28 protein-coding genes and 1 pseudogene are annotated in these 25,057 nt (G+C 58.7%); 12 read left to right on the plus strand and 17 right to left on the minus strand.

All coding sequences use genetic code 11. The features are described from left to right. Positions 1-82 precede the first annotated feature (82 nt). From CKW18_RS04375 to CKW18_RS04400, 6 genes are read right to left on the minus strand one after another with little or no spacing between them, the layout of a single operon-like run. Positions 83-445 (minus strand): Na+/H+ antiporter subunit G, encoded by a 363-nt coding sequence (locus CKW18_RS04375; protein WP_095187643.1) that lies wholly within the window; start codon positions 443-445, stop codon positions 83-85. Further along, a complete protein-coding gene (locus CKW18_RS04380) occupies positions 442-720 on the minus strand; it encodes a K+/H+ antiporter subunit F (RefSeq protein ID WP_007910754.1) in 279 nt (92 codons plus the stop codon). Before CKW18_RS04380 ends, CKW18_RS04375 begins: the two co-directional genes overlap by 4 nt. After that, positions 717-1,205 carry a Na+/H+ antiporter subunit E gene (locus tag CKW18_RS04385; protein ID WP_095187644.1) on the minus strand — a complete coding sequence of 163 codons (489 nt, stop codon included), beginning with the start codon at positions 1,203-1,205 and terminating at the stop codon, positions 717-719. The genes CKW18_RS04380 and CKW18_RS04385 overlap by 4 nt, the downstream gene beginning before the upstream one ends. Beyond that, complete coding sequence (locus CKW18_RS04390; protein WP_095187645.1) at positions 1,202-2,881, minus strand: monovalent cation/H+ antiporter subunit D; 1,680 nt, start codon at positions 2,879-2,881, stop codon at positions 1,202-1,204. Before CKW18_RS04390 ends, CKW18_RS04385 begins: the two co-directional genes overlap by 4 nt. Then, positions 2,878-3,222, minus strand: coding sequence for a Na+/H+ antiporter subunit C (locus CKW18_RS04395; protein ID WP_007910763.1), 345 nt, complete (start codon positions 3,220-3,222; stop codon positions 2,878-2,880). The genes CKW18_RS04390 and CKW18_RS04395 overlap by 4 nt, the downstream gene beginning before the upstream one ends. Further along, positions 3,222-6,140 carry a monovalent cation/H+ antiporter subunit A gene (locus CKW18_RS04400; RefSeq protein WP_095187646.1) on the minus strand — a complete coding sequence of 973 codons (2,919 nt, stop codon included), beginning with the start codon at positions 6,138-6,140 and terminating at the stop codon, positions 3,222-3,224. The genes CKW18_RS04395 and CKW18_RS04400 overlap by 1 nt, the downstream gene beginning before the upstream one ends. Positions 6,141-6,489: 349 nt before the next feature. On the opposite strand from CKW18_RS04400, the gene CKW18_RS04405 reads away from it, so the two are divergent. Continuing rightward, entirely contained in the window at positions 6,490-6,852 is a 363-nt protein-coding gene (locus CKW18_RS04405; RefSeq protein WP_095187647.1) for a hypothetical protein, read from the plus strand. A 297-nt stretch (positions 6,853-7,149) separates the two neighbouring features. Here CKW18_RS04405 and CKW18_RS04410 read toward each other — a convergent pair whose 3' ends face one another. Beyond that, complete coding sequence (locus tag CKW18_RS04410; RefSeq protein WP_095187648.1) at positions 7,150-8,085, minus strand: DMT family transporter; 936 nt, start codon at positions 8,083-8,085, stop codon at positions 7,150-7,152. Positions 8,086-8,170: 85 nt separating this feature from the next. Here CKW18_RS04410 and CKW18_RS04415 point away from each other — a divergent pair, with 85 nt between their 5' ends. The 3 genes from CKW18_RS04415 (at position 8,171) to CKW18_RS04425 (ending at position 10,827) form a co-directional block, all read left to right on the plus strand. Continuing rightward, positions 8,171-8,734, plus strand: coding sequence for a helix-turn-helix domain-containing protein (locus CKW18_RS04415; RefSeq protein ID WP_095187649.1), 564 nt, complete (start codon positions 8,171-8,173; stop codon positions 8,732-8,734). 134 nt (positions 8,735-8,868) lie between these two features. Further along, a complete protein-coding gene (locus CKW18_RS04420; RefSeq protein WP_095187650.1) occupies positions 8,869-9,204 on the plus strand; it encodes a hypothetical protein in 336 nt (111 codons plus the stop codon). 213 nt (positions 9,205-9,417) lie between these two features. Continuing rightward, entirely contained in the window at positions 9,418-10,827 is a 1,410-nt protein-coding gene (locus CKW18_RS04425; RefSeq protein ID WP_095187682.1) for an FAD/NAD(P)-binding protein, read from the plus strand. Positions 10,828-11,032: 205 nt separating this feature from the next. Here CKW18_RS04425 and ppnN read toward each other — a convergent pair whose 3' ends face one another. Beyond that, on the minus strand, positions 11,033-12,406 hold the full coding sequence (gene ppnN / locus CKW18_RS04430; RefSeq protein ID WP_095187651.1) for a nucleotide 5'-monophosphate nucleosidase PpnN: 1,374 nt from the start codon (positions 12,404-12,406) through the stop codon (positions 11,033-11,035). A 225-nt stretch (positions 12,407-12,631) separates the two neighbouring features. On the opposite strand from ppnN, the gene CKW18_RS04435 reads away from it, so the two are divergent. Then, on the plus strand, positions 12,632-13,159 hold the full coding sequence (locus CKW18_RS04435; protein ID WP_095187652.1) for a DUF3087 domain-containing protein: 528 nt from the start codon (positions 12,632-12,634) through the stop codon (positions 13,157-13,159). On the opposite strand, the gene CKW18_RS04440 is transcribed toward CKW18_RS04435, so the two are convergent. Continuing rightward, on the minus strand, positions 13,156-13,542 hold the full coding sequence (locus CKW18_RS04440) for a DUF2784 domain-containing protein (RefSeq protein WP_095187653.1): 387 nt from the start codon (positions 13,540-13,542) through the stop codon (positions 13,156-13,158). The two genes, CKW18_RS04435 and CKW18_RS04440, sit on opposite strands and share 4 nt — an antisense overlap. 133 nt (positions 13,543-13,675) lie before the next feature. Here CKW18_RS04440 and CKW18_RS04445 point away from each other — a divergent pair, with 133 nt between their 5' ends. Together CKW18_RS04445 and CKW18_RS04450 are read left to right on the plus strand one after the other, a co-directional pair. Next, positions 13,676-14,374 (plus strand): AzlC family ABC transporter permease, encoded by a 699-nt coding sequence (locus CKW18_RS04445; protein WP_095187654.1) that lies wholly within the window; start codon positions 13,676-13,678, stop codon positions 14,372-14,374. Further along, complete coding sequence (locus CKW18_RS04450) at positions 14,371-14,685, plus strand: AzlD domain-containing protein (RefSeq protein ID WP_095187655.1); 315 nt, start codon at positions 14,371-14,373, stop codon at positions 14,683-14,685. Before CKW18_RS04445 ends, CKW18_RS04450 begins: the two co-directional genes overlap by 4 nt. A gap of 97 nt (positions 14,686-14,782) precedes the next feature. On the opposite strand, the pseudogene CKW18_RS04455 reads toward CKW18_RS04450, so the two are convergent. From CKW18_RS04455 to CKW18_RS04475, 5 genes and pseudogenes are all read right to left on the minus strand, one after another. Further along, positions 14,783-15,685 (minus strand): annotated as a pseudogene (locus tag CKW18_RS04455) (IS4 family transposase); the annotation flags it as partial. Positions 15,686-15,791: 106 nt separating this feature from the next. Further along, positions 15,792-16,064, minus strand: coding sequence for a hypothetical protein (locus tag CKW18_RS04460; protein WP_095187656.1), 273 nt, complete (start codon positions 16,062-16,064; stop codon positions 15,792-15,794). A 336-nt stretch (positions 16,065-16,400) separates the two neighbouring features. Further along, positions 16,401-17,081, minus strand: coding sequence for an SOS response-associated peptidase (locus tag CKW18_RS04465; RefSeq protein WP_095187657.1), 681 nt, complete (start codon positions 17,079-17,081; stop codon positions 16,401-16,403). 47 nt (positions 17,082-17,128) lie between these two features. Beyond that, positions 17,129-17,971 carry an ABC transporter permease gene (locus CKW18_RS04470; RefSeq protein WP_095187658.1) on the minus strand — a complete coding sequence of 281 codons (843 nt, stop codon included), beginning with the start codon at positions 17,969-17,971 and terminating at the stop codon, positions 17,129-17,131. A gap of 61 nt (positions 17,972-18,032) precedes the next feature. Beyond that, positions 18,033-19,019 carry an aliphatic sulfonate ABC transporter substrate-binding protein gene (locus CKW18_RS04475; RefSeq protein ID WP_095187659.1) on the minus strand — a complete coding sequence of 329 codons (987 nt, stop codon included), beginning with the start codon at positions 19,017-19,019 and terminating at the stop codon, positions 18,033-18,035. Positions 19,020-19,312: 293 nt separating this feature from the next. On the opposite strand from CKW18_RS04475, the gene CKW18_RS04480 reads away from it, so the two are divergent. The 3 genes from CKW18_RS04480 to CKW18_RS04490 all read left to right on the plus strand — a co-directional run bounded on the left by CKW18_RS04480 (position 19,313) and on the right by CKW18_RS04490 (position 21,644). Continuing rightward, complete coding sequence (locus tag CKW18_RS04480; protein WP_095187660.1) at positions 19,313-20,260, plus strand: ABC transporter substrate-binding protein; 948 nt, start codon at positions 19,313-19,315, stop codon at positions 20,258-20,260. A gap of 131 nt (positions 20,261-20,391) precedes the next feature. Then, positions 20,392-21,291 carry a polysaccharide deacetylase family protein gene (locus tag CKW18_RS04485; protein WP_095187661.1) on the plus strand — a complete coding sequence of 300 codons (900 nt, stop codon included), beginning with the start codon at positions 20,392-20,394 and terminating at the stop codon, positions 21,289-21,291. A gap of 110 nt (positions 21,292-21,401) precedes the next feature. Next, positions 21,402-21,644 (plus strand): DUF1652 domain-containing protein, encoded by a 243-nt coding sequence (locus CKW18_RS04490; RefSeq protein WP_095187662.1) that lies wholly within the window; start codon positions 21,402-21,404, stop codon positions 21,642-21,644. A gap of 3 nt (positions 21,645-21,647) precedes the next feature. Here the strand turns inward: CKW18_RS04490 and CKW18_RS04495 are convergent, their stop codons facing one another. Together CKW18_RS04495 and CKW18_RS04500 are read right to left on the minus strand one after the other, a co-directional pair. After that, entirely contained in the window at positions 21,648-22,010 is a 363-nt protein-coding gene (locus CKW18_RS04495; protein ID WP_095187663.1) for an NUDIX hydrolase, read from the minus strand. 228 nt (positions 22,011-22,238) lie between these two features. After that, positions 22,239-22,478, minus strand: coding sequence for a hypothetical protein (locus CKW18_RS04500; RefSeq protein ID WP_095187664.1), 240 nt, complete (start codon positions 22,476-22,478; stop codon positions 22,239-22,241). Positions 22,479-22,661: 183 nt separating this feature from the next. Between CKW18_RS04500 and CKW18_RS04505 the strand changes: the two genes are divergently transcribed. Further along, positions 22,662-22,997, plus strand: coding sequence for a hypothetical protein (locus CKW18_RS04505; protein WP_095187665.1), 336 nt, complete (start codon positions 22,662-22,664; stop codon positions 22,995-22,997). 353 nt (positions 22,998-23,350) lie between these two features. Beyond that, positions 23,351-23,956 carry a DUF6338 family protein gene (locus tag CKW18_RS04515; RefSeq protein WP_095187666.1) on the plus strand — a complete coding sequence of 202 codons (606 nt, stop codon included), beginning with the start codon at positions 23,351-23,353 and terminating at the stop codon, positions 23,954-23,956. Positions 23,957-24,084: 128 nt separating this feature from the next. Here the strand turns inward: CKW18_RS04515 and CKW18_RS04520 are convergent, their stop codons facing one another. Further along, complete coding sequence (locus tag CKW18_RS04520; RefSeq protein WP_095187667.1) at positions 24,085-24,969, minus strand: LysR substrate-binding domain-containing protein; 885 nt, start codon at positions 24,967-24,969, stop codon at positions 24,085-24,087. Positions 24,970-25,057: the final 88 nt, after the last annotated feature.

The following is a 25,057-nucleotide window of genomic DNA, read 5'->3' on the forward strand; positions in this document are numbered from 1 at the left end:
CACAAATGCTGCATCCGACAATGAACCCTGTGGGAGCGGGCTTGCCCGCGAAGAGGCCCCCGCTGACACTGATGATTGCGGACTAGCTACCGCTTTCCGTACGGCGACTGCTGACTTCTGCCGGCACATCATCCCCGGCCATGCGCTTGCGGAACAACGCCGCCCGCGCCAGCAGCAACGTGGTCACCGGCACTGTGATCGCCAATAGAATCGGGATCAGCCAGGCATGCAGCACCGGCCCGGATTTCAACGCTGAAAAGCAAATGATCGACGCCAGTGCCACACACCACGCCCCCAGCGTCGACGCCAGTGCCGGTGGGTGCATGCGCTGGAAATAATTCTTCATCCGCAATAATCCGGTCGCGCCAATCAGGGCGAACACGCCGCTGAGCACCAGCAGGATCGCCACCGGAATCTCAACCCAAACAGACATCTCTGCGTTCATTCGATCACCTCGCCACGCAGCAGGAATTTCGCCAGGGCAAATGAGCCGACGAAGCCGAACAGCGCGATCAGCAGCGCCGCTTCGAAGTAAGTGTCACTGGAGTAACGAATGCCCAGGGTAAGCATCATCAGCATCGCGACGATGTACAGATAGTCCAGCGCCAGTACCCGATCCTGCGCCGAAGGCCCTTTGAACAGGCGGACCAGGGTCAGCACCATGGCCAATGAAAACAGGAACAGCGTCAGCAGAATCGCGTTCGACAGTAATGGGCTCATTCGAAAATCTCCATCAGCGGCCGCTCGTAAGTGCTCTTGAAGTGCTCGATGAATTGCGCCTCGTCATCCAGATCCCAGACATGCAATAACAGAATGCTGCGATCCAGCGCCAGTTCTGACCACACCGTACCGGGCACCACGGTGCAGATCATCGCCAGCGTCGCCAGGCCGTGGGCATCGCGCAGCTCGAGCGGCACTTTGACGAAGCACGAACGAGGCGGGCGGCGACCGGCGTTGAGTACGCCCCAGGCGACGATCAGGTTGGACATCACCACGTCACGCCCTACGATCATGAACAGGCGCAGAATCGTTCCCGGACGGCGAATGCGCACCTGTTTAGGACGCAGTTTGCGCATCATCAACGGTGCCGCGAAACCCAGTATGACGCCGAGCAGCAGATTGCCGGGGCTGATCGACAGGTTCAGCGTCAACCACAAGACGCACAGTGCGATGGACAGCAACGGGGCAGGAAATACACGCTTCATGGCTGCACCTCCTGCAAGGCTGTCCGGGCTTCCGGGCTCGGTACGGCGCGGGTGCCGAGCACCGCCATCACGTATTGCTGCGGATTGTTCAGCGCGTCGGCAGTGGCCTGGGTGTAGCGCAGCAGCGGTTCGGCCTTGAAGGTCAGAGCGATGCTCAATCCCAACAGCAGGAAAATCGGCGCGCATTCAAGTTTGCGCAACAGCGGTGAAGGGCGCTCCTCTGGCGTCCAGAAGCGCTGGATGCCCAGGCGCGAGAACGCCATCAAAGAGGCCAGCCCGGACAGGATCAGCAGCGCCAGCAACTCCCATGCGGCGTTGGAAATTGGCGCCCCGCTGCCCAGCCCCAGTGGATTGAGGAGCGCGCCGATCAGACTGAGCTTGCCGATGAAGCCGGACAACGGCGGCATGCCAATGATCAGCAGGGCGCAGGCAATGAAGCTCAGGCCGAGGAACGCCATGGTCCATGGGATGACCTGACCGACCACGGCTTTCTGTTCGTCGTCGAGGTTGATGCCCTTGGGCGGTTGCAGGGATTCCTGCGGTCGTGGCAGCAATTCGCTTTCATCTTCCAGCGGGATTTCGTTGGCCGAGCGCGAACGCTCGATCAATTCGGCCAGCAGGAACAGTGCACTCAACGCCAGTGTCGAGCTGACCAGATAGAACAGCGCCGCACCAATCAGGTTCGGCTGGGCGAAACCGATGGCCGACAGCAAGATCCCCGCCGACACCAGAATGCTCAGGCTGGCCATGCGCTCCAGGCGTTGTGCGGCAATAACCGCCAGCGCCGCGCAGGCGATGGTCGCCATGCCGCCGTAGATCAGCCAGTCGCCACCGAAGAATGCCGAAGCCCCGGCCTGGCCGGAGAACAGCAGCGTCCACAGGCGCAGAAGGGTGTAGACGCCGACCTTGGTCATGATCGCGAACATCGCCGCCACCGGGGCACTGGCCGAGGAGTAGGCCGGCACCAGCCAGAAGTTCAGCGGCCACATACCGGCCTTGGCCAGGAACGCTACCGCGAGAATCCCCGCGCCAGCGTGCAGCAAGCCACGGTCGGCTTCCGGCACCAGCGGGATTTTCAGCGCCAGATCGGCCATGTTCAGAGTACCGGTGACGCCATAGATCAATGCCGCGCCGATCAGGAACAGTGAGGAGGCGAGCAGGTTGATCGAAATGTAATGCAGCCCCGACGACACCCGCGCCCGACCCGAGCCGTGCAGCAACAAGCCATATGAAGCGGCGAGCAACACTTCGAAGAACACGAACAGGTTGAACAGATCGGCCGTGAGGAATGCGCCATACAGGCCCATCAGCTGGATCTGGAACAATGCGTGGAAGCTCGATCCCGCCCCGTCCCAGCGTGCCATCGCAAAGAGCAGGGCGCTGACGCCGATGATTCCGGTGAGTACCAGCATCAACGCCGACAGGCGATCAACCACCAGCACGATGCCGAACGGCGCCTGCCAGTTACCCGGCAGATACACGCCGATGGAGCCCGGCACGCCGGTGGTCTGCGTCCATTGCAGCAGCATCACCGAGATGAACAGGCCGACGAGGCTGGAGAACAGGTTGATTTTCGCCTTGAGCGGCCGGTGCTTCTCGCCGAGCATCAGCATGATGGCGGCGGTCAGCAGCGGCAGCAGAATCGGTGAGGCGATCAGGTGAGTCATCGCCATCATTCTTTAGGCTCCCGGCCGTCAACGTGGTCGGTGCCGGTCAGACCGCGCGAGGCAAGCAGAACGACGAGGAACAACGCGGTCATGGCGAAGCTGATGACGATCGCGGTGAGGACCAGTGCCTGTGGCAGCGGGTCGGTGTAATGCAGCAGGTCTTGGGTCACGCCATCCTTGATCACCGGCTCCTTGCCGATGAACAGGCTGCCCATGCTGAAGATGAACAGGTTGACGCCGTACGACAGCAGGCACAGGCCCATGACCACCTGGAAGGTCCGGGGCCGCAGGATCAGCCAGACGCCGGATGCGGCGAGCACGCCGATGGCGATTGCGATGACTTCTTCCATCAGACGGCTCCTTTGCTGGCGACGGACTTGGGCAGAGACGCGGTCTTGTGGCCACGCACCGATTGGTGGGCGAGGGCAGTCAGGATCAACAGTGTCGAGCCCACGACCACGGCATACACACCGATATCAAAGAACAGCGCGCTGGCGACATGGATGTCACCCAGCAACGGCAAGCTGAAATGCCAGGTGTGGGTGGTGAGGAACGGATAGCCGACCACCATCGCCCCGAGCCCGGTGGCGGTGGCGAACAGCAACCCGGTGCCCATCCAGCGCAGTGGCCGCAGGCTCATTTGCGCCTCGACCCACTGCGTACCGGCCACCATGTATTGCAGGATGAACGCCACCGACATCACCAGTCCGGCGACGAAACCGCCGCCCGGTTGATTGTGGCCACGCATGAACAGGTAGAACGACACCACCAGCGCAATCGGCAGCAGCAGGCGCACCAGCACCGCCGGCACCATCATGAAGCCGAGTGCGGTGTCACTGGCCGAACGCGGGTTGACCAGATCGGTGACCACGTCGGGCGCCAACAGACGTTGCTGGGCTGGCAGTTGCAGGCTTTCTTTCGGTGGGCGGAAGCGGCGCAGCAGCGCGAAAACGGTCAGCGCCACGGCGACCAGTACGGTGATTTCGCCGAGGGTATCGAAGCCCCGGAAGTCCACCAGCATCACGTTGACTACGTTGCTGCCACCGCCCTCGGGCATGGCGCGGCTGAGGTAGAACGAGGAAATGTCATTTGGCGTCTGCCGCGTGAGCATGGCGTAGGACAGCAGCGCCATGCCGCCACCGACCGCAATCGACAGCAGCAAGTCGCGCAGACGACGAATTCGCGCTTTGCGCAGGCTGCTCGGCAGTGGCGTGACTTCTTCGATCCGCCGTGGCAACCAGCGCAAACCCAACAGGATCAGCACGGTGGTCACCACTTCGACCGCCAGTTGCGTCAGCGCCAGATCCGGTGCGGAGAACCAGACAAAGGTCACGCAGGTCATCAATCCGCAGACGCTGACCATCGTCAGTGCCGCGAGACGGTGATACTTGGCTTGCCACGCGGCGCCGAGGGCGCATGCAATCGCCAGCAGCCACAGGGTGACGAAGACGATGGAGCCCGGAATCTTCGGTCGGTCACCCCAGCTCAGGGTGCTGTGCAGCATCGGGATCAGGCCGGCGAGCACCGCTGCCAGCACCACGAGGAACAGCTGCATCTGCAGACGCCGAGTGCCAAGTCGGCGCTCTACCCGTCGTGCCAGGCGCATCATTACCACCAGACTGCGTTCGAACAGGCGCTTGCCGTTGAAGCGACCTACCAGTGGCGGATATTTGAAGCGGCCCTGTCTGAACTGATTGCGCAGCAACAGGTAGAGCGCGATGCCGCCAGACATGGCGATCAGGCTCATGATCATCGGCGCGTTCAAACCGTGCCAGATTGCCAGGCTGTATTCGGGCAAGGTGCCGCCGACTACCGGCAACGCTGCAGCGGCCAGTAAGGGGCCGACGATTTGTGCCGGGAAAATCCCCACCAGCAGGCAGGCGAATACCAGCAGTTCGACCGGCGCGCGCATCCAGCGCGGCGGTTCGTGCGGGGTGTGCGGCAAGTCGGTGGCCGGCGGGCCGAAGAACACGTCAACGGTGAAACGCAGCGAATAGGCGACGCTGAAGGTGCCGGCGATGGTCGCGACCATCGGCAACGCAGCTTCGACCCACGCCGTGGCGTTGATGAACACGGTCTCGGCGAAGAACATTTCTTTCGACAGGAAACCGTTGAGCAGCGGTACGCCCGCCATCGAGGCGCTGGCGACCATGGCCAGCGTCGCGGTGAACGGGATCAGTTTGATCAGCCCGCTGAGTTTGCGGATGTCGCGGGTGCCGCTTTCGTGGTCGATGATGCCGGCGGCCATGAACAGCGAGGCTTTGAACGTGGCGTGGTTGAGGATGTGGAACACCGCAGCGACGGCGGCCAGCGGACTGTTCAGGCCCAGCAGCAGCGTGATCAGGCCGAGATGGCTGATGGTCGAGTAGGCGAGCAGGCCCTTGAGATCGTTCTGGAACATCGCGCAATAAGCGCCAAGTAACAAGGTACACGCGCCGGCGCCGCTGACGATGTAGAACCATTCTTCACTGCCGGACAGCGATGGCCACAGACGCGCGAGCAGGAAAACCCCAGCCTTGACCATGGTTGCCGAATGCAGGTACGCGGAGACTGGCGTTGGCGCCGCCATGGCATGGGGCAGCCAGAAGTGGAAGGGGAACTGAGCACTTTTGCTGAGTGCGCCGATAAGAATGAGGGGTAAGAGGATGGGGTAGAGGGCATGTGCGCGAATCTGATCGCCGGCGGCCAGGACCTTGTCCAGGTCATAGCTGCCGACGACATGGCCGAGGATCATGACCCCCGCCAGCAGGCATAGTCCGCCAGCCCCTGTGACCATCAACGCCATATAGGCGCCGCGACGGGCGTCGGCGCGGTGGTGCCAGTAGCCGATCAGCAGGAACGAGAAGAGGCTGGTCAGTTCCCAGAAGAACACCATCTGGATCAGGTTGCCGGAGATCACCAAGCCGAGCATGGCCCCCATGAACGCCAGGAAAAACGCGAAGAAACGCGGCACCGGATCGTCCGGCGACATGTAATAACGGGCATATAAAGAGACGAGGGTGCCGATGCCGAGGACCAGCATCGAGAACAGCCAGGCGAAGCCGTCCATGCGCAGAACGAAGTTCAAGCCGAGGCTGGGCAGCCACATGAACTCTTCGCGGATCACGCCGCCGTGGGCGATTTGCGGGTACAACATTGCCACCTGAACGGTGCCGATCAGAGCGACCAGGCCTGCCAACAGGGATTCGGTATTACGCGCGTTGTGTGGCAGCACCGCTGCCAGACAGCTGCCAATGAATGGCAGAAGCAGTAGAACTATCAGGGACATAGGCTTCTAATCTGCGGAAGTTTGTGAAGCATCATACGTGCCAGCTCCCCGATCACCAAACGCCAGGATGTCTCAGAATCCTACAAAGTAGTCTGGAATTTTCTGTTTGGCATTGTTTCCAGTGCTGGGAAAGTCATTGTTGAATACCTGTGAGGTGGGTCTGGAAGCCGAATCGGAGCGTCTCAGTGCCGCTACCGTTCGTCTGGAAAAGGCCTGTACCTGTAACTTCTGACAGTAGACGCTCTTTGCATAGGTCGATCTACTGAAGCGGCAGCACCGAGTGGTGCGCTGATCGGTCAGCGTCTGACGGGCGCAGGCCACCCTTACAGGTACAAGGAGAGTAGAAAACATGAATGTTCAATCCGAGGTAAAACTTTTCAAAGCCTCAGAACAAATGTCGCCACCTGTCATTCTTCAGGCGGACGGTAATGAGATTGTGAGGTCAACGGTCTCGCAGGGCGCCACGATTGAGGTTCCCCCAATCGCGCAGGCGAGGGTCGGCGATACTCTGCAGGTCTTTGTTGAGGGCTACGGTACCTCCTTCAACTACTTGCCACTGACGGCGGCGCATCTCGGCAAGCCGCTGCGTTTTTCTGTTTTAGGCATCGTTTTTTCGCAAGGCGATACCGTAGTCGCACATTACAGCTTGGTCCAAGGAGACAATCCTACTCCCTCTGCCTCCGCGATCTATAAGTTGATTGACCGCGCATAATTGATATGAGGAGATTAATAGATGCCGATTCAAGGAGAAGGTACACGTTCACTTTGATTCAACGGATTGGACGGATGTGTATTACACATTAAAGAAAAAAGATGGAATGTTACTCTCTGCCAAGAAAACTTATCAGGTGAAGGACTGAGTGTGGTGCTGCCAGAGTGGTGACCGTCCTTTTTCGCTTTGGCAGATCCAGTCCTGCAGTGGATGAGGGCAGCGGTGTGCGCACTTTAAAGGCGCTCAGCGCTGCTCTTTTAAAATAGTCAGTGTCATGGGGCCGATCTTTCCCTCGTCCTAACCTTCAGGTTCCTGAGCCAGATGCACTTCGCGTTGCGATTCTCGACGCTTGGTCTTCAACTCACTGACAATCACCGCCGCCACAATCAACCCGGCGCCCACCAGCGCAATCGCCGGCAACCGTTCCCCGGCAAGTCGCCCGACAATCCCGGCCCAGACCGGCTCCCCGGCATAGATCAACGTCGCCCGAGTCGGCGAAACACTCTTCTGCGCCCAGTTCATCGCCACCTGAATCGCCGCACTCGCCGCGCCGAGGCCCAGCGCAGTCGACAGCAGCAACCAGGAAAAATCGGGAATCGCCTCTCCAGTCGGCACCACCATCAAGAATGACAACACCGACGTCGTGGCCAGTTGCACCACGGTCACCCGGCGTACATCAACCTGGCCGGCGTAGGTGCTGATCAGAATGATCTCGGCGGCAATGGCGATGGCGCTGATCAGGGTAGCGATTTCACCGGGACTGAAATTCAGCGACGCCCCGGACGGCCCAGACAACAGCATCAACCCGGTAAACGCGAGCATGATGCCAATGCTCGGCATCAAACCTGGTCGCCGCCCCAGCACCAGCCATTGCAGCAAGGGTACAAACGGCACGTACAGCGCGGTAATGAACGCCGACTGACTGCTTGGAATCGTCTGCAGTCCCACCGTCTGCAAGCCGTAACCAAGCATGATCGCCACGCCGATGAAGGCGCCGGCTTTGAGTTCAAACAAGGTCAGTTCGCGCAGGTGGCGCCAGGAAAACAGGGCAACGATGGCGGCAGCGGCGGCAAAGCGCAGGCCGACGAAGAACATCGGGCCGCTGACGGTCATCGCGTGCTGCACCAGCAGAAAGGTGCCGCCCCAGACCATAGTGATCAGCACCAGCACACACTCGGCTTTGCTGAAGCGGGAGAAACGAAGGGAGGTATCGGGGCGATTCACTGACGTCATGTCCTTGCACGCTGGAGAAAGAGCGACGCACAATGCGCCGAATGTTGCGCAGTATACTGCCCAACCCCAGCGAGTGAGCAATATAGTGCACAAAGATTCCAGTCAACGAGCCTCCGTCCTCCAACACGTCAGCCAGAATGTCCGGCGTCTGCGCCATGCCGCCGACATGAGCCAGACCGCACTGGCGGAAAAGTCCGGGGTCAGTCGGCGCATGCTGGTGGCGATCGAGGCGGGTGAAAAAAACGTCAGCCTGACCACCCTTGATCGCGTTGCCGAAGCGCTCGACGTTGCCTTCAGCGACTTGATTCAGGCGTCCGACGCCCGTGATCCGAGCCGGATCAACGAGGTGGCGTGGGCCGGCGTGATTCCCGGCAGCAAAGCGGTATTGCTGTCAAAAGCCAGCGCGACCCGCGAAGTCGAGCAATGGGAGTGGTGTCTGCAACCAGGCGAGGTCTACCCCTCGCAACCGGATGCCGATGGCTGGAGTGAGCAGATCTATGTCTTCGAAGGTTGTCTGACGTTAATGCTTGGCGAGCAACCGCAGCACATCAGCGCGGGCGAGTTCTTCATGTTTGCCAGCAACCAGCCGCACGCCTATCGCAATGATGGGGAAGTGGCGACGCGGTTTGTTCGTAATGTGGTGATTTGATTGCCGAATGCCGTTCGTCGGGAAAGAGGTTGAACCTGTAATTTCTGACAGTAGACAGAAAAGTACGTTGAGTGCCAAATCCATATCGCGTGCCTCGTCCTGGTGCACGCATAAACATAAAGAAGGAGTTGGATATGGCACGCTTGAAAGCACTAATAATTAAAGAAGCGGAAAATGGAGAAATCAAACTGTCGGACGTTCCTGCTCAGGGTGCAACGGCGATTATTGAGGTTTCTTCTTATATAGAACATGGCTCTAGAGTTGAGGTCTATGCCAAAAATCAGGGAAAGCTACATCTCTTGGCGGAACAGCAATCTTTTGAGCCAGTGGGAAGTAAATACCAGGTTCTCATTCCCAAGGCGAAGTTGCTGGACTTGCTCGGCCCGAGCAAGGAGCTTTGTTACCTGATCTATGACATTCACGAAAATCAAAACGAATCGGAATCCGTTTTCTACAATATTTTCCATTGATACAAACTGTCTTCTAGAGGTATAGGCCTCAGCTGCCGGGGCCTATTTTAGTTTCTACAAAGTTTGTTTCCTGCAGGTAGCGATCTTTTTGCTGCGTTTGCCGTAAACGTTTCTGATGCTTTCATTCTCCCTTCTCAAATGATTAATCTGGCGCGACAGCGGCAGAAATCGAATAACGAGAGCGGCATGAACGGCACGTCAAAAGAACGTTCCATGGTTCTAAAAAAACAAGCAGACATCCTGATCATCGGCGGCGGCCTCAGCGGCACGATGCTGGCGGCGCAATTGCTGCGCTTGCCGGGTCAGCGAAAAATCCTGATCATTGAGCCGCGTGCCGAACTGGGTCGGGGCGAAGCGTATAGCGCGGTTGAACTGGGCCATACGCTCAATGGCAACGCGGCGCGGATGAGTGTCGATCCGGATAATCCCGATGATCTGACGCAATGGCTGACTGAGTACATTGCAGCGGGTGGATGGCCCGAGTCTAGCGAGCAGCAGGTGTCCGTCAGTGAATTGTTCCCGCCCCGCGGATTGTTCGGGGTCTATGTACAGCAGCGTCTAGCCGAAGCGCGGAAGGTCGGCGAGCAGTGGGGTTCGACCGTTGAGCATCTCTGCACAGAAGTCGTCGACCTGCAATCCGACGCGGATTCGGTGCAGTTGACGTTAAGTGACGGTCAACTTTTACGTGGCGCATTCGCAGTACTCGCCACTGGCATGTTTCCCGCCGCACGCACCCCGCAAAAACAATCCAGCGGCCTCAATGCCGCCGCCCTCGATCCGTGGGATGTCGCGGCCATGAGCCAACTCGATCCGCAATCGACGGTGCTGATCATCGGCTCTGGCCTGACCATGGTGGATGCCGTGGTTTCGCTGGAGCAGGCCGGGCATCGCGGGCCGATCGAAGTGTTTTCCCGTCACGGCTTGCTGCCCCATGTACGGCGGCAACCGCCGTTTTGGGTGGACTTCCTTGCTGAGGATCACAGCATTCGCTCGCCCCGACAATTGCTGCGTGAAGTGCGTCGGCATTGCCGTGAGGCCATCGCTCAGGGCATTGATTGGCAGGCGCCGCTGGACACGGTGCGTGCACACATCGGGCGACTTTGGAGTCAGGCGACTGACGTTCAGCGTCGACAATTCGTACGCCATGTGCGGCCGTGGTGGGAAAGTCATCACCACCGTTCGCCACCGCTGAGTGCGCAGTTGGTCGAGCGGTTGCAGGGCGAAGGGCGCTTGCGGATTCAGGCGGCTTCTTTCAAAGGGCTTGAGACGTGCATTGAGGATGGTGTGAGTATTCGCATTCGGCGCCGTGGTGAGGCTGAAACCGGTGTCGTTCATGGCGCTGCGCTGATCAATTCCAGTGGCATCGAGTATGACTGGCGTCGGGTGGCGCGACCGTTGCCGCAGCAGTTGCTGGCGCGGGGATTGGTGCGACCGGGGCCGTTGGCGTTGGGGATCGCGGCTGCGATTGGTGGTGCAGTGCTGAACGAACACGGGCAGGCAGCGAATCGGTTGTTCGCCATGGGCCCGCCGTTGCGCGGAATGTGGTGGGAGAGTACGGCAGTGACGGATGTGGCGTTACAGGCGAAGGCGTTGGCGGTGCGATTGGGTGCTGAGCAGGGCTGAGGATTGAGGTTGCTGATCAGGGCCTCTTCGCGGGCAAGCCCGCTCCCACAGTGTCTGCGTCGTATACGTGATTTGTGACAACGCTGAAACCTGTGGGAGCGGGCTTGCTCGCGAAAGCGGTGGGTCAGTCAACCGTTAATTGGCTGACACGGCCTCTTCGCGAGCAAGCCCGCTCCCACAATGGGATTGTGGGGTGGCTGAAAGCTTACGCGACCACTCGATAACACGGCACATACGCCGCGCCGCCCGGCAGTTTCATGCGGTGTTGGGCGACGAAGGCTTTGAGCAGCGCGTCCAGCGGTTGCATGATCGCTGCGTCACCGCGGATCTGATACGGGCCGTGTTCTTCGATCAGGCGAATGCCCTTGTCCTTGACGTTACCGGCAACGATTCCGGAGAACGCCCGGCGCAGGTTGGCCGCCAGTTCATGGGGTGGCTGGTCGCGGTGCAGTTTGAGGTCGGCCATGTTTTCGTGGGTCGGATCGAACGGGCGCTGGAAGCCTTCGTCGATTTTCAACAGCCAGTTGAAGTGAAACGCATCGTTGCGTTCGCGGCGGAACTGCTTCACCACTTTCAGACCCGTCGTCATCTGACGGGCTACTTCGGCCGGATCGTCGATGATGATTTCGTAGTGTTGCTTGGCCGCTTCGCCAAGGGTGGCGATGACAAAAGCGTCGAGTTGCTCCAGATACGGCGCCGCGTGCTTCGGCCCGGTCAGGATCACCGGGAACGGCAGGCCGGCGTTGTCCGGGTGCATGAGAATGCCCAGCAGGTAGAGGAACTCTTCAGCGGTACCGGCGCCGCCCGGGAAAATGATAATGCCGTGGCCAACGCGGACGAAGGCTTCCAGACGCTTTTCGATATCCGGCAGGATCACAAGCTCATTGACGATCGGGTTCGGCGCCTCGGCAGCGATGATGCCCGGTTCGGTCAGGCCCAGGTAGCGACCGCCGTGAATGCGCTGTTTGGCGTGGGCGATGGTCGCGCCTTTCATCGGGCCTTTCATTACGCCGGGGCCACAGCCGGTGCAGATGTCGAGGCTGCGCAGGCCCAGTTCGTGGCCGACTTTCTTGGTGTATTTGTATTCTTCGGTGTTGATCGAATGGCCGCCCCAGCACACGACGATTTTCGGCTCGACGCCCGGACGCAGGGTGCGGGCGTTGCGCAGCAGATGAAAAACGTAGTCGCTGATGCCTTGCGAAGTGCTGAGGTCGATGCGCTGGCTGTCGAGTTCGTTTTCGGTGTAGACGATGTCGCGCAGGGCGCTGAACAGCATTTCCCGGGTGCTGGCAATCATCTCGCCATCGACGAAGGCATCGGCCGGGGCGTTCAACAGCTCCAGGCGCACACCGCGATCCTGTTGGTGAATGCGGATTTCGAAGTCCTTGTAGGCTTCAAGGATGGTCTTGGCGTTATCAACATGGGCGCCGGTATTGAGGATGGCCAAGGCGCACTGGCGGAAGAGGGTGTAGGTGCTGCCGGATCCGGCTTCGCTCAGTTGCTGAACTTCACGTTGAGAAAGGGTTTCCAGGCTGCCTTTGGGGCTGACCGAGGCGTTGATTACGTGTCGTTGGGTCATGCAATGATCCTTAAAACGATGTCATTCCCAAACCAGGCGGATGGCATCCGAATAGTGTGTATCCATGAATGAAGATGGCACGATCTGCGCTGTACCGCCATGTCCCCGTTGGACGCTGAAAAGATGAAAAGGAGCCCCAGCATAGCTAAATCCCTCGGTAAGGCGATAATGCGCAGGCCTGTTTTTGCATTGCACCTTTTTTCTCGCTCAAGGAAGTCATTACAGATGTTCGAGATTCAGCCGATGGACGCCGTCACCTTTCGCCAGCAGACCCGGCGCAGCACGCTGATTGTTGCGGTGTTGTTTTTGCTGCTGGCGATGTTGTTTTCAACAGCGGCGGTGGCGCTGTTTGGCGAACCCGGCGGCGATAATCTGCGGTTCAATGTCGGCGGCGTGTTTGTGGCGTTCCTGCTCACGGCAGCATTGTTGCGCGGACGTTTCTGGAACCAGACCTGGATGGCTCCGGCGGTATATAGTTGGCGGCTCAAGCGCAATTTGATGAGCGTGACCAATGTGATGCACCAGGTGATGGCGGCGGTGGAGAACAATGACCCGACGGCGATGAAGGTGTTGCGCTTCTATCACTTGGGTTTGACGCAAATGCATGAGTTGGACGGCAACTCCAGCGATCATGCGCAATTGCATCGGGAAGTCGAGCAGCATAAGGAGCGGATGCAGGCACTGGGTCTGGACATTGACCAGCCACGCCTTGATCCGGCGTGGCTGCAAGCCTTGAAACCCGTTTCGCGTTAAAACGGAATGCGGCTCGCCCGGCGCAGTTTCCACGAGCGGATCAACCGTCCGTATACCAACAGATTGACCGCCAGCACCACACTGCCCAACACCAGTTGGATCTCTGGGGTCAGACCCGCCGGGTAGATGACCGGCCAGATGTAATGCTCGATGAAGCCGCCGGCGTACTCGGTTTGCCCGGCGGCGTGGCGCATCAGATTTTCCCAGTAGGTCAGCGGGCAGGTCAGATGTAATACCTCAACCGCAACGCCCCACGCGGCAGCGGGCAAATGCAGCCACATCAGCCGTGGCCACTTGAGCACCAGCAGCCCGCCGAACAGCACGAACAGAATAAACAGCAGATGAAACAGCACCAGCCCGTCGGCTGCGATTCGGTACAGCATGTCGTCTCCCTGACGCGTTTGTGATGAACGCTATGTTACGCGCAGGGCATGGACAATTGCGCAAGATTGTTCAAGCCAGAACCGGCTGTCTACTGGCACAGTCGTCGACCGTTTCCCCAGGTTGAAGAGCGTTATGTCTGACTCACTTATGCCGCGCAGTGCGTTTCTTCGTGGCGCCGCGGCGATCATGCCGCTGTCACTGGCCACCGCGCCGTGGGGCTTGCTGGCGGGTTCCATGGCGATCGAAGCCAATCTCACGCCGCTGCAAGGCCAGGGCTTGTCGAGCATTGTCTTTGCCGGTGCCGCGCAACTGGTGGCGATCGGCATGCTCAAGGGCGGTGCCGGGATTTTCTCGATTCTGCTGACCACCGTGCTGCTGACTTCGCAGCATTTGTTGTACGGGATGAGCATGCGCTCGGTGATTTCGCCGCTGCCGGGCCGCTGGCGCATCGGCTTGGGTTTTCTCCTCACCGATGAACTGTTTGCGTTGACCAGCCAGCACGACCGTCAGCAGTTCAATCGTTGGTATGCGTTGGGGGTAGGCCTGACGTTCTACATCGCGTGGAACCTGTTTACGCTCGCCGGGATTGTTCTGGGCAGCAGCATTCTGGGGCTTGAGCACCTGGGCCTGGACTTCTCGATCGCGGCAACCTTCATTGCACTGATCACGCCGGTGGTGCGCAACGTACCGACGGTGGTCTGTGTGGCGGTGTCGTTGTTTTGCTCGGTGCTGTTCAGTTATTGGCAGTGGGGCTCGGCGCTGGTGCTGGCGGGGCTGGCCGGGATGACCGCGGGATTTGTCTGCAACAAGCTGTATCGGGGGCGCACATGATGGTCTGGGCAGTGATTGTCGGGATGGGGATTCTGGTGTTCCTCAACCGCTATGTCTTTCTGGAACCGCGTTTGCCGGTGCGGTTAAGCAGTAATGCCCGGCAGTTCCTGGGCTTTGCGGTGCCAGGAATGTTGACGGCAATTTGCGGCCCCATCGTGTTCCTGCCGGAGAAACAGTTGAACTTGCAGTGGGATAACCCGTATTTGCTTAGTTCGCTGGTGGCGATTGGACTGGTGGTGTACACGCGCAGTACGTTGCTAAGCATGTTGTTGAGCATGGCGGTTTTCTTTTTACTGCGCTGGTGGTTGTAAGCCGGCAAGAAAAATGTTCTACGCTTGAAAGATGATTGTTTTCGATAAAGCGAGGTGGACATGACGACCGAAGAGGTAGATGAGCCTACCGAGGAAGAGTGTAGATCTTGGCCGGCAACGACGTCATGACTGTTTTTACTTTGCCTTGAATTTCATAACTGACTTCACGCGCCTCCCAGTGTGTAGGAAGAGTCGGATTTCGCTTTCTGGCTTGCGGCGACACGTTCATACGCACCAAACGATCATGCTCGTTGTAACGGGCTACCTCCTCGCAAACCAATCCCTTTTTTGCCGGAATCAGCCAATGACGGTGACTGCCGTCGCCGCTCAGGCTGAGCATGAGATCGGCGCTCCAGAACCCTTTATCGAACAGCGTCACGGAGTGGTCGGGGATCTGCTGCAAAAACTCATCGGCCAGACGCATTTCGCTGCGCCGGTAAGGGCTAAGTTGTGCATCGAGGATCAGGTGTGAACGGACATTCATCAGCGCCACCAGACGCAGCATGGGAAAGGGAGTCTGGCGGTCGGTCGAGGTGTTTCCGGAACCGAAATGGTCTCGCAATTCAGGCGTGTCGGGCGTACGTAAAAGCGCACCATCCACCGCAAATACTTGCAGATCCTGCCAAGTATCATCGCGATAGCGCTCTGCGCCCCATTGAGTCCCCGTCTTGCGAAACAACCACTCAACCGGGTCGGCCCCGAGCCGCTTGCGGGCTTCGGTTACACCGCTACGGGCCAATAGATGGTCAGAAGCCAGACCTTGGGCGCAGATGTTCAAACGTCGGGCGACCTCATGAACGGGCTCGTCGCGAAACAATGCCATGCCGAGCACCAGCCAGAGCACTTGGTCGGCAGGCAAGCGACGCCGTCGGATAGTGGCTTGGCTGGACAGATCCAGCGCAGACGCGACCCACTCGATGGGAATATTTTGAGTGAATGTGCTCAAGTCACAGAAGTTGAAAAGGTCGCCGAGGTCGAGCAAGTCCTGTTGAACAGACATAAAAAATCCGATGCCAGAGATCTGACATCGGATTTTCGAAGAAGCCCGGCGAGGATTCAAATGCTTAAGTGAGCAGCATTACCGCAGAAGCGGGGCTTTTCGCCTTTCAAAGGTCTTCCAGCTTGGTGAAATCGGGGTGTGCTGCCCGGTAACCCAACGTTTTGTCGATCCAGGCATTGAGCTCGTTGACCATTACCGGCGCGTGGCCGGGATATCCCTCGAGGGTGGTGCGCAAGATGCGTTCGATGTCCGGGACTGAGCGCAGGTTTCGGGTCTTGATGTAGTGGCCGATAAAACAGTCGAGTTGAAAGCGTTCTGTCATGGACAGATAGATACATTCCAGGCCGTTCACCCGATTGATTGCAAAATCGTCGCGCAACTTAGTTCTCTGCAAGGCTTAAAAAGAGTTGTAGGGAATTTCCTTGTTTGTTGACTCGCAGGTCAACTGGTATGCCAAATGGAAATGCGGCGCGCATGCTATCCGTAGTGCATCTAAATGTATGTATGACGGTTGAAATGTCAGACAGGCGGTTAGTTCGCTCAAACGACTGTTTCATCAACGCTGTCTCAGGTCTGAAACACCTCCTGTAAAGATCACGTATCACCCAGTAGGAGCTGCCGCAGGCTGCGATCTTTTGATCTTGCATGTTGAAGATCAAAAGATCGCAGCCTGCGGCAGCTCCTACAGGGATAAACGTGCAGTGCAGGTGAATTTTCAGGCGAATTTGGCGATCAGGTCGGCGCCTTGATTGCGAGCATTGCCAACCGCTTTGTCGACCTTGTGCCATTCGAACACCTCAGTGCCTTCCCCTTCGAACAGCAGCATTTGCTCGGCGCGCTCTATGGGGGTAGCGGGGTCGAGCCATTCGCTTGCGAGCTCTGAGTTGAATACCACCGGGCGTCGATCATGAATATCAAGCATGCCGCCCACGCTGTCGGCAGTGATGATCACGAAACCATCGTGGTCTCGGGCATCCGTGCCCGGTGTCGGAAATTGTCCGATCCCGGCGCAGAAAACCGGCCCGCGATCCGCCCGACGGATCAGCCACGGTTGTCGGATTTTCTCCTCGGTATCGACCCATTCGAACCAGTTGTCCACGGGCACGATCAAGCGGTGACGCCAGATCGCGCGAAAGAACGCGCCGTGGGCGACTTTCTCCACGCGCGCATTGATCGGTGCAGGGCGCTCTTTTGCCCAGTGCGGGCGCCAGCCCCAGCGCAGGTTGTCCGCATGCAGGTGCTGTTGGTGCTGATGGAGAACCGCCAGAGCAGTGGTCGGCGCGGCGTTGTAGCGCGCCAGTGGAGCGTCGCCGACATGATTGATCAGCGCATCGGGAATGCTCAGCACCGCGACAAAGTCGTGAATGCCGCGGTACTGCGAGAGTCTTCCGCACATCGGCTGAACCTCCGGTTGGATAATGTCAGCGTAGTTGGCTCTTTGCCTTACTCCTTTGCGTCCTGACCAGTGAACGTGTCGCGCCATCGCAACCAGCGACGTTCCAGCGCGGCGAGCAAGCCGTCGCTGAGTTTGCCGAGCAAGGCGAGCACGATGATCGCCGCCAGCACGATATCCGGTCGTGACGTTTCGCGGCCGTCACTGAGCAAGTAACCCAGGCCTTTGGTGGCCGCGATCAGTTCGGCCGCGACAAGAAACATCCACGCCAGACTCATGCCGCTGCGCAGGCCGGTGAACAAGCCGGGCAGGGCCGCCGGCAGCAGAATCCGGCGCACCAGTTGCAGGCGGCTGAAGCCGCAGATATGGCCGACTTCCACCAGTTTTCGATCAATGTTGCGAATCGCCGCGACCACGTTGACGTACACCGGAAAGAACGCGCCGATGGCAATCAGGACGATTTTCGAGGTCTCGTCGATGCCCAGCCACAGCAGCAACAGCGGCACCCAGGCCAGGCTCGGGATCGAGCGCAACGCGGCGAAGGTCGGCTCCAGATAAGCCTCGGCTTCGCGGCTCAGACCGACCCACGCGGCAAACACCAGTGCGAGGCCGGCACCGATGGCAAAACCCAGCAGCACGCGAATCAGGCTGGCGCCGATGTGTTTCCACAAGGCGCCTTCGGCGAGGTCGGTGAGGGTCAGGGCGATGTCGCTCGGCGCCGGCATTTGATAGGACGGCAGCCAGCCGATGCGCACGATGATCTCCAGCGCGACGACAATCAGCAGCGGCAGGGCCACGCCTTTGAAGCGCCGTTGCCATGTCGGGTTGAGAGGAGACGGCTGCCGTCGCGGCACGGCGAGTGGCGCGGGCAGGTCTTTGCTGTGAGTAGTCATGGCTTGGGCTCCGCTCACGACGAATCCGCGACGCGCGCGGATTCGGGATGAGTCTGTTCGATTACTGGTGGGCGACGGCTTGCTGCACGCCACTGTCGAGCAATTGATCGATGACTTGATCGACATTCACGCCACGGCGCACCAGTTCTTCGGAAACCAGAATCGGCGCGGCCGCTTTGGAGGCGACGACATCGCTGGCGGTCAGTTGCGGGGTGCTCAGGTCAGTGCGCGACAATTGGAGCTTGGCCACGTCCAGCGGCAGGCCGGATTCCTTGGCCAGCAGGTTGGCGAATTCATCCGGGTTTTTCAGTGCCCATTCGCGGGCCTGCTCGTAGGCCTTGATCACGGTTTCGATGGTCTGCGGATGCTCCTTGGCATATTGCTCGGTCACGCTGACCACCCCATAACTGTTGAACGCCGGGTTGCGGTACAGCAGGCGCGAGCCGGCCTGCACCTGGCTGGCCGCCATGTGCGGATCGAGGCCGGCCCAGGCGTCGACATCGCCTTTTTCCAGCGCGGTGCGGCCGTCCGGATGTTGCAAATGCACCAGTTCCACGTCGTCCTTTTTCAGCCCGGCCTGTTGCAGGCTGCGCAGGGTAAACAAATACGGGTCGGTGCCCTTGGTGGCGGCAATCTTCTTGCCTTTGAGGTCGGCGATGCTTTGGTACGGCGAGTCTTTGCGTACGACCAGCGCGGTCCATTCGGCGCGGCTGTAAACGTAAACCGATTTGATCGGGCTGCCGTTGGCACGGCTCAACACCGCGGCGAGGCTGGCACTGGAGGCGAAATCGACGCCGCCGCTGTTGAGGTACTCCAGCGAGCGGTTGCTGCCTTGGCTCAGTACCCAACTGACTTTGGTTTGCGGCAGGGCTTTTTCGAGGAAACCAAAGTGTTTAAGCACCAGGCTGACGGGTGAGTAATAGGCGTAGTCAAGGTGGACTTGTGCCGGGGCGGTTTCGGCGGCGTGAGCAAGTGGTTGCAGAATCAAGACCATCGCACTGGCGGCCAGCAGCGTTTTGAGGTGGAAAAACGGACGTGACAGTTTCATGGGGTGCTCCGGCAAAGGCACAGTTTCTTATGTCCAAAAAAATATTTTTGTCGAATGCTTCCTGCATGAATGGAATATTGCAGGCTCTGTGCCATGTACGCCGAAAGCCCGTTTTACAAGGGTGAAGGCGAGGTTCATAGAGGTTTCAGTGTTGCTCCGCCAACAGTCTGGTGCGCCACTGTTGCCTGGTAAACACTTGATCTCTGCAGTGATGAGATTATGCATTAATCGAATTTCAATGTGGTTAATTAAGAGCGTTATGGTCTATGCATTCTCCATTCGCAGGACTCGCCATGAAGCTTTCCCGTCTCCTACGCCATGCGTTGACCGCTGCACTGTTTGCCTCGCCGCTTTCTTATGCTGCCGAGTCTTTGGTCTTGCACGTTGGCGACCAGAACTACTACAACATTCGCGCCTCGGTGGAAGCCTCGGGGGTGTTGAAAGACGCGCCATACACGGTGGACTGGAAACATTTCCAGGCGGCCGCTCCGCTGGCGGAGGCGTTGCAAACCGGAGCGCTGGATCTGGGCTTCCTTGGTGATTCAGGTTTTTTGTTTCTCGCCGCGAAACAGGCGCCGGTGAAACTGATCGGGGTGTCGCGGCAGAACCCGGACACCATCGCGTTGCTGGTGCCGAAGGATTCGCCGGTGAAAACCATTGCCGACCTCAAAGGCAAGAAAGTCGCTTACTGGCCGGGCGCCTGGAGTCAGCAACTGACGTTGCGCGCACTGGAGCAGGGCGGTTTGCCTGAGAATTACGTCGACTTTGTCAAACTGATGCCGATCGATGCGGCCGCCGCTTTGCCCCAGGGCAGCATTGACGCCTTCCCGGTGTGGGAACCGTACATTTCCCAGCAGATCGTGTTTTCCGGTGCGCGTCCGATCCTGACCGCGAAGAACCTGATGCCGGGACTCAGCGCGATCGCGGCGTCCGCACCGTCGATTGATAGCAAACGTGCAGCGATTGCCGATTTTCTCGCGCGTGTGAAGCAGGCGCGCGCGTGGGTCGATAGCCACACCGACGAATACGCTGACCTGTGGGCGAAAAAAGCCAATCTCGATCAGGAGGTTTCGCGGCACTGGCTGCGCCAGGCACATATGACCGTCGGACCGGTTGATCAGCAGGCCGCGACGGACCTGCAAAGCACTGCCGACTTCCTGTTTAAGGTAAAGGCGTTGCCGGCACCGCTGGCCACGGCGGGGATTATCGACACCTCATTTCAGCAGGCACTGGCTCACTGAACGAGCGCTGGAACCAAACCCTGTGTACCTTATCCAACCCCGGCTCGCAGAACCGGGTGCAGGGATGGATAAGGGCGAGGGAGTTTTGCCAATCGACAACATGACCGCAGTGGTCGGGCTCAAGGCAAAACATGACATCCGGATTCAGATTTCTTTGTGCAGCGGCCATGGTGTTGGGACTGGCCGGCTGCATCGCCGCGCCCGTCGAAATGACCGCGCAAACCGAAACACGCCTGAAGGCTCAGGCCCCGGCGCGTTTTCTGCTGACCTTCGACGATGGCCCCAGCGCCTCGAGTTTCTGGAACCCATCGGCGGCGGTGCTCGACAGCCTCAAGGACAACCCCGTGCAACCGGGCATCAAAGCGGTGTTCTTCGTCCAGACCCGTGCGCCGCGAGCCGGCAACAGTGAGATTGGCCGCAGCATCATGCGACGCGAGCACGATGAGGGGCATATCCTCGCTTTTCACACGGCGACTCACTGGCACACCAATCATCGCTCGCTCGATCCGCAGGAGCTTGAAGAGTCGCTGCGCAACGGCACGGCCGACATTGCCACCATCACCGGCGCGCAGCCGACGTTGTTGCGCCCGCCATTCTGGAACTTCGACAAACGCACCTTCGCGGCCTATCAGCAGCATGGCTTGCACGTGTTGTTGACGGATCTGAGTGCCAATGACGGCAAGATCTGGGGCTTCAATGCCAGCCCGCGGCGGCGGGCGAATATGCTGCTGCAGCTTTCGCAAGTGCGGGAACGCATTGCCCTCGGCGAATTTCCGACGGTGGATGGCGTGATTCCGGTGGTGGTGACCTTTCATGACCTCAATCGATATACCGCTCGGCATACTCGCGAATACCTGCAAATCCTGCTCGATAGCGCCGCAGCCACCGGCGTAAGGCTGGCGGACAAGCCGTTCTATGACGATCACGCGGCATTGGAGAAGGCCGCCCTGGCCCGAACCGTTCAGCAAAGTTCGCAGGACGTGCAGTTGCCGGGCATCTGGAACTGGATCTGGGATCATGGCGCGCACTGACAGGTCGTGCGAAAAACGTGATCGAGTTGGCGTTTTCGAGGCGAGCGGGGCGCCAATCGCTCATCTATGCTGTATGGATTGATCGACCCATCGCCTGCGAGGCGTCCGCCATGCTTGCCATCGCCGACATTTGCCGCATTGTCGAATCCGGCTTCCCGGCACTTAAGTGCGACTGCACTCAAGTGGAGCAAGGGTTGCTGCGCATTAAGGTGTATGAGCCTGAGAGTGGGCGGGTCGAGTTGCTGCTCAATGGCGTTTCCCCGGAACATCTCGTCACTGTCCGTGACATCTCCAACTTTATCGGTGAACTGCGCACGGAAATGAGCGCGGGCCGCAGGGCGTTTGCCGGTTAAATCTTACAAGCGCCGTTGAAAGGCCTGGACGATGCGCAAGGTCGCCTCGCTGGTGTTCAGATTGTGTACGGCGTTCAGTGGGTGCCACATACAATCGATTATCTCGTTTTGCGGGCGTACTTGATCAATGTTGGTCACCGAGGCCTCATAGACGTGATGTCGCGTGCCGCCGGTTTGCAGTTCCATCAGATACAACACACCGTCGGCATCCAGTCCGGTTTCTTCCTGCAACTCGCGCACGGCAGCGTCCGCTCGGGTTTCCCCTGGCTCGACTTTGCCGCCGGGCAAGGTCCAGCGGCATCGGGGTTTGCGCACCAGGAGAATGTGTCGATCCTGTTCGCAAATGACGGTCGCGCGTACTTTCATCTGTTACCTGTTTACTGCTTGTCACAAAATAGAAATAAAACTGCAATATTCGAGCCGGGCCTTTGTTTAAAGGTTCCTTGGGGGTTGGAGCTTGTGCTCTTAAGAAAAGTGCCGGGTCTTTGGCGGGCGAGGGCAGCGGTGCCTGTCGGCACTTTGGCGAAATCGGCGTGCAATGAAAGAGCCCCGGTTTGTACCGGGGCTCTTGTGGGTGGGCGGGCCTGGTCAGTGTCAGTGGACTTTTATTCGGCTGATGGCGCGTGCCTTCACTTCCTTGGCATACAGTTGCAGCCGTTCTTCATCGCTTTGCAAGACTTCGCAGGATCTCAGCACTGCCTGGGCGTCCGCTTCGTTGCCGGACTTGCGCAGTTGTTCGGCGATGCGCTTGAGGTCGACTGCCGACCAGCGCAGATCCGATGCGACGCTTTGCAGGTCGCGCTGAAGTTCGTGTTCGTATTCATTGAGCCGCATGATCACCTCCGGAGCATTCTCGGTAAAACAGAGTAGTCGGAATTTTTGCCGGGCGCGTGTAGCTCGTCGTCATTGCGCTTAAGGGTTGTAAAAAATTGTCCAGTCTTGACCGCAGGCGTGATGCCACGATGGATGTGTGCCCGGTTAGGCGGTACATTCGCTTTTTTTTAGCAGGAAAACATTATGCGGATATGGATCGGGGGTCTGGCGTTGGCCATGTTGGCGGGGTGCTCGTTGCCGACTTCGTTGGTGCCGGGTGAGCCGAATGTCAGCAAGACCAGCGGCAAAGCGCCCAAAGACTATGCCGCGTGTGTCTTGCCGCTATGGCAGCAGGATGTTGCCAAAACCACGCAGACATCGATTTCCAATGGTTACCGCATTACTGCGCCAAGCATTGTTACGGCTGACGAGATCCTCGACATCGTAAAATACAAGGATGGCAGCCGGGTGTCGTTGTATCAGGGGCCGCCGTGGGCCAAGTCCGGGTCGTTGCGCAAATCGGTACGCGATTGCTTGTAACCCCCGTTGTCGACGCAAAAAAAGCAGAAACCGGATTCACGGTTTCTGCTTTTTTTTGACTTTTTTCAGGGGTGGTCAGTCTGAAATGTCGGTCAGCGCGATGGTCGCGAAGTTGCCTTTATTCTCGCGGTGATCCTGAATCCAGTCTTGCACTTGCTGGCCGAATTGCGGCGGCGCGTTGCGCCCGACCTTTCTTGCGATGTCGAGAATGGTTGGCTTGGCGAGGGCCTCTGGTTCTTGGTCTCGGGTAATGACCTGTGACAGTTGGCTACGAGCATTTTTTCAGCGTGCACTAGGCTTTTGAGTGCCAGCCCTCAAACGGGGGCGGCAGGTCTTTCAAGGAGCCGCAGATCATGGATGATCTGGTCAAAGACGTTATTCCGTTGCTGCAGTACCTCATACCCGGATTTGTCTCTACCTGGATTTTTTATACGCTCACTGCATTCAAACGACCTGACACGTTTGGGCAGATTGTGCAGGCGTTGATATTTACGTTTGTGATTCACGGGGCAGTAACAGGTATTGGTGTGGTCTGTCTGTGGGTGGGGGCGAAGGGGCTTTCTGTAGGGATATGGGATGGAAAGGCGCAGACGTCATGGGCATTCTTTTCTTCGCTGATACTTGGATTGCTGTCCTGTTGTCTGGCTACCAATGACAGGTTGCATGGCTGGTTGCGTCGCAGAAACGTAACGAAACAATCTTCCTACCCGAGTGAATGGTTCTGCGCATTTGCGCAATTTGATCGGCTCATCACCCTGCATTTGCATGACGAAAGGCGCGTCGCTGGCTGGCCGGCCGAGTGGCCGCCGGAGTCAGCCAATGGGCCGTTCCTGATCCATAATCCGCGCTGGCTCGATGCCAGTGGCCAAACGACGCCTTTTGGTGCTGAGTTTTTGCTGATAGATTCCGCGAAGGTTAAATGGGTTGAATTCAGCCCGGCATCAGAGGGTTCGTCATGACCGCCAGAGCTATGCAGTTAATGCCAAAGAAATACGAATATCTATTCTTTGGGCCCGACGGAAAACCTTTGGAAAAACCACTTTTCAAGGGGCCCAGTGCGCCTCCACCGCTAAAGCGCTGATACGTATCAGAGCGTATCCACCAACCAATCCCGAAACGCCTTTAGTGACGGCAACGCTTCGTTACGCGGCGGATACACCAGATAGTAGCTGCGACGGCTGGTGATCGGCTCACCCAGTTGCAGCAGTTCGCCATTAAGCAGTTCATCCTCCACCAGAATCCGCGGCACCAGGCCGACACCAATGTTGGCCCGCACGGCTTGAATCAGGTGCGAGGTCATTTCAAAGCTCGGGCCGATGCGCATGCTGCGGTGCGGCAGGCCGTGATAAGTGAACCACTCGGCCCAGGCCTGGGCGTTGCTGCTGACGTTGAGCAGCAACTGGCCGGTGATGTGTTGCTCGGCATTGTTGCGCTCGGCGGCCGATAGCTGCGCACTGGCGATCACCACCAGTTCTTCGGTATGCAAGGGCAGGGCCGTCAGCCCCGGCCATTCACCGCCCCCGACACAAATCGCCGCGTCGATTTCGCTGGTATCAAAGTCGATGGCTTCGATGCGCGAATGCAGGTGTACGGTCATGCCCGGGTGGGCGGTGTAGAAGTCCTTGAGTCGCGGCAACAACCACTTCGAACCGAAAGTCGGCAGCGTCGCCAGCCGCAAGCTGTGGATTCCCGAACCAAACGCCATGGCTTGCAGGGTCGCGCTGCGGATCTGTCCGAGGGCTTCGGCGAGTTCGCGTTGATACATGCGCCCGACATCCGTCAGGACGACTTTGCGTCCCTCCCGATTGAACAGGCGCATGCCCAGCATCTTCTCCAGAATCTGCACCTGACGGCTGACCGCACTTTGTGTCAGCGACAGTTCATGGGCGGCGCGGGTGTAACTTTCGTGGCGCGCGGCGGCTTCAAAGGCCAGCAATAACGACATGGAGGGGGTGAGCGTTCGCGGATTCATTCGTAAAAGTCATTAATAGCGGGTCGAATTTATGCTTGTCCCGTTGTCCTTCAGCAATGAACATGGGCGGCATGAGATGGCGGAGCCT

Origin of the sequence: Pseudomonas sp. Irchel 3E19 (assembly GCF_900187585.1) — a bacterium.
GTDB lineage: Bacteria > Pseudomonadota > Gammaproteobacteria > Pseudomonadales > Pseudomonadaceae > Aquipseudomonas > Aquipseudomonas baetica.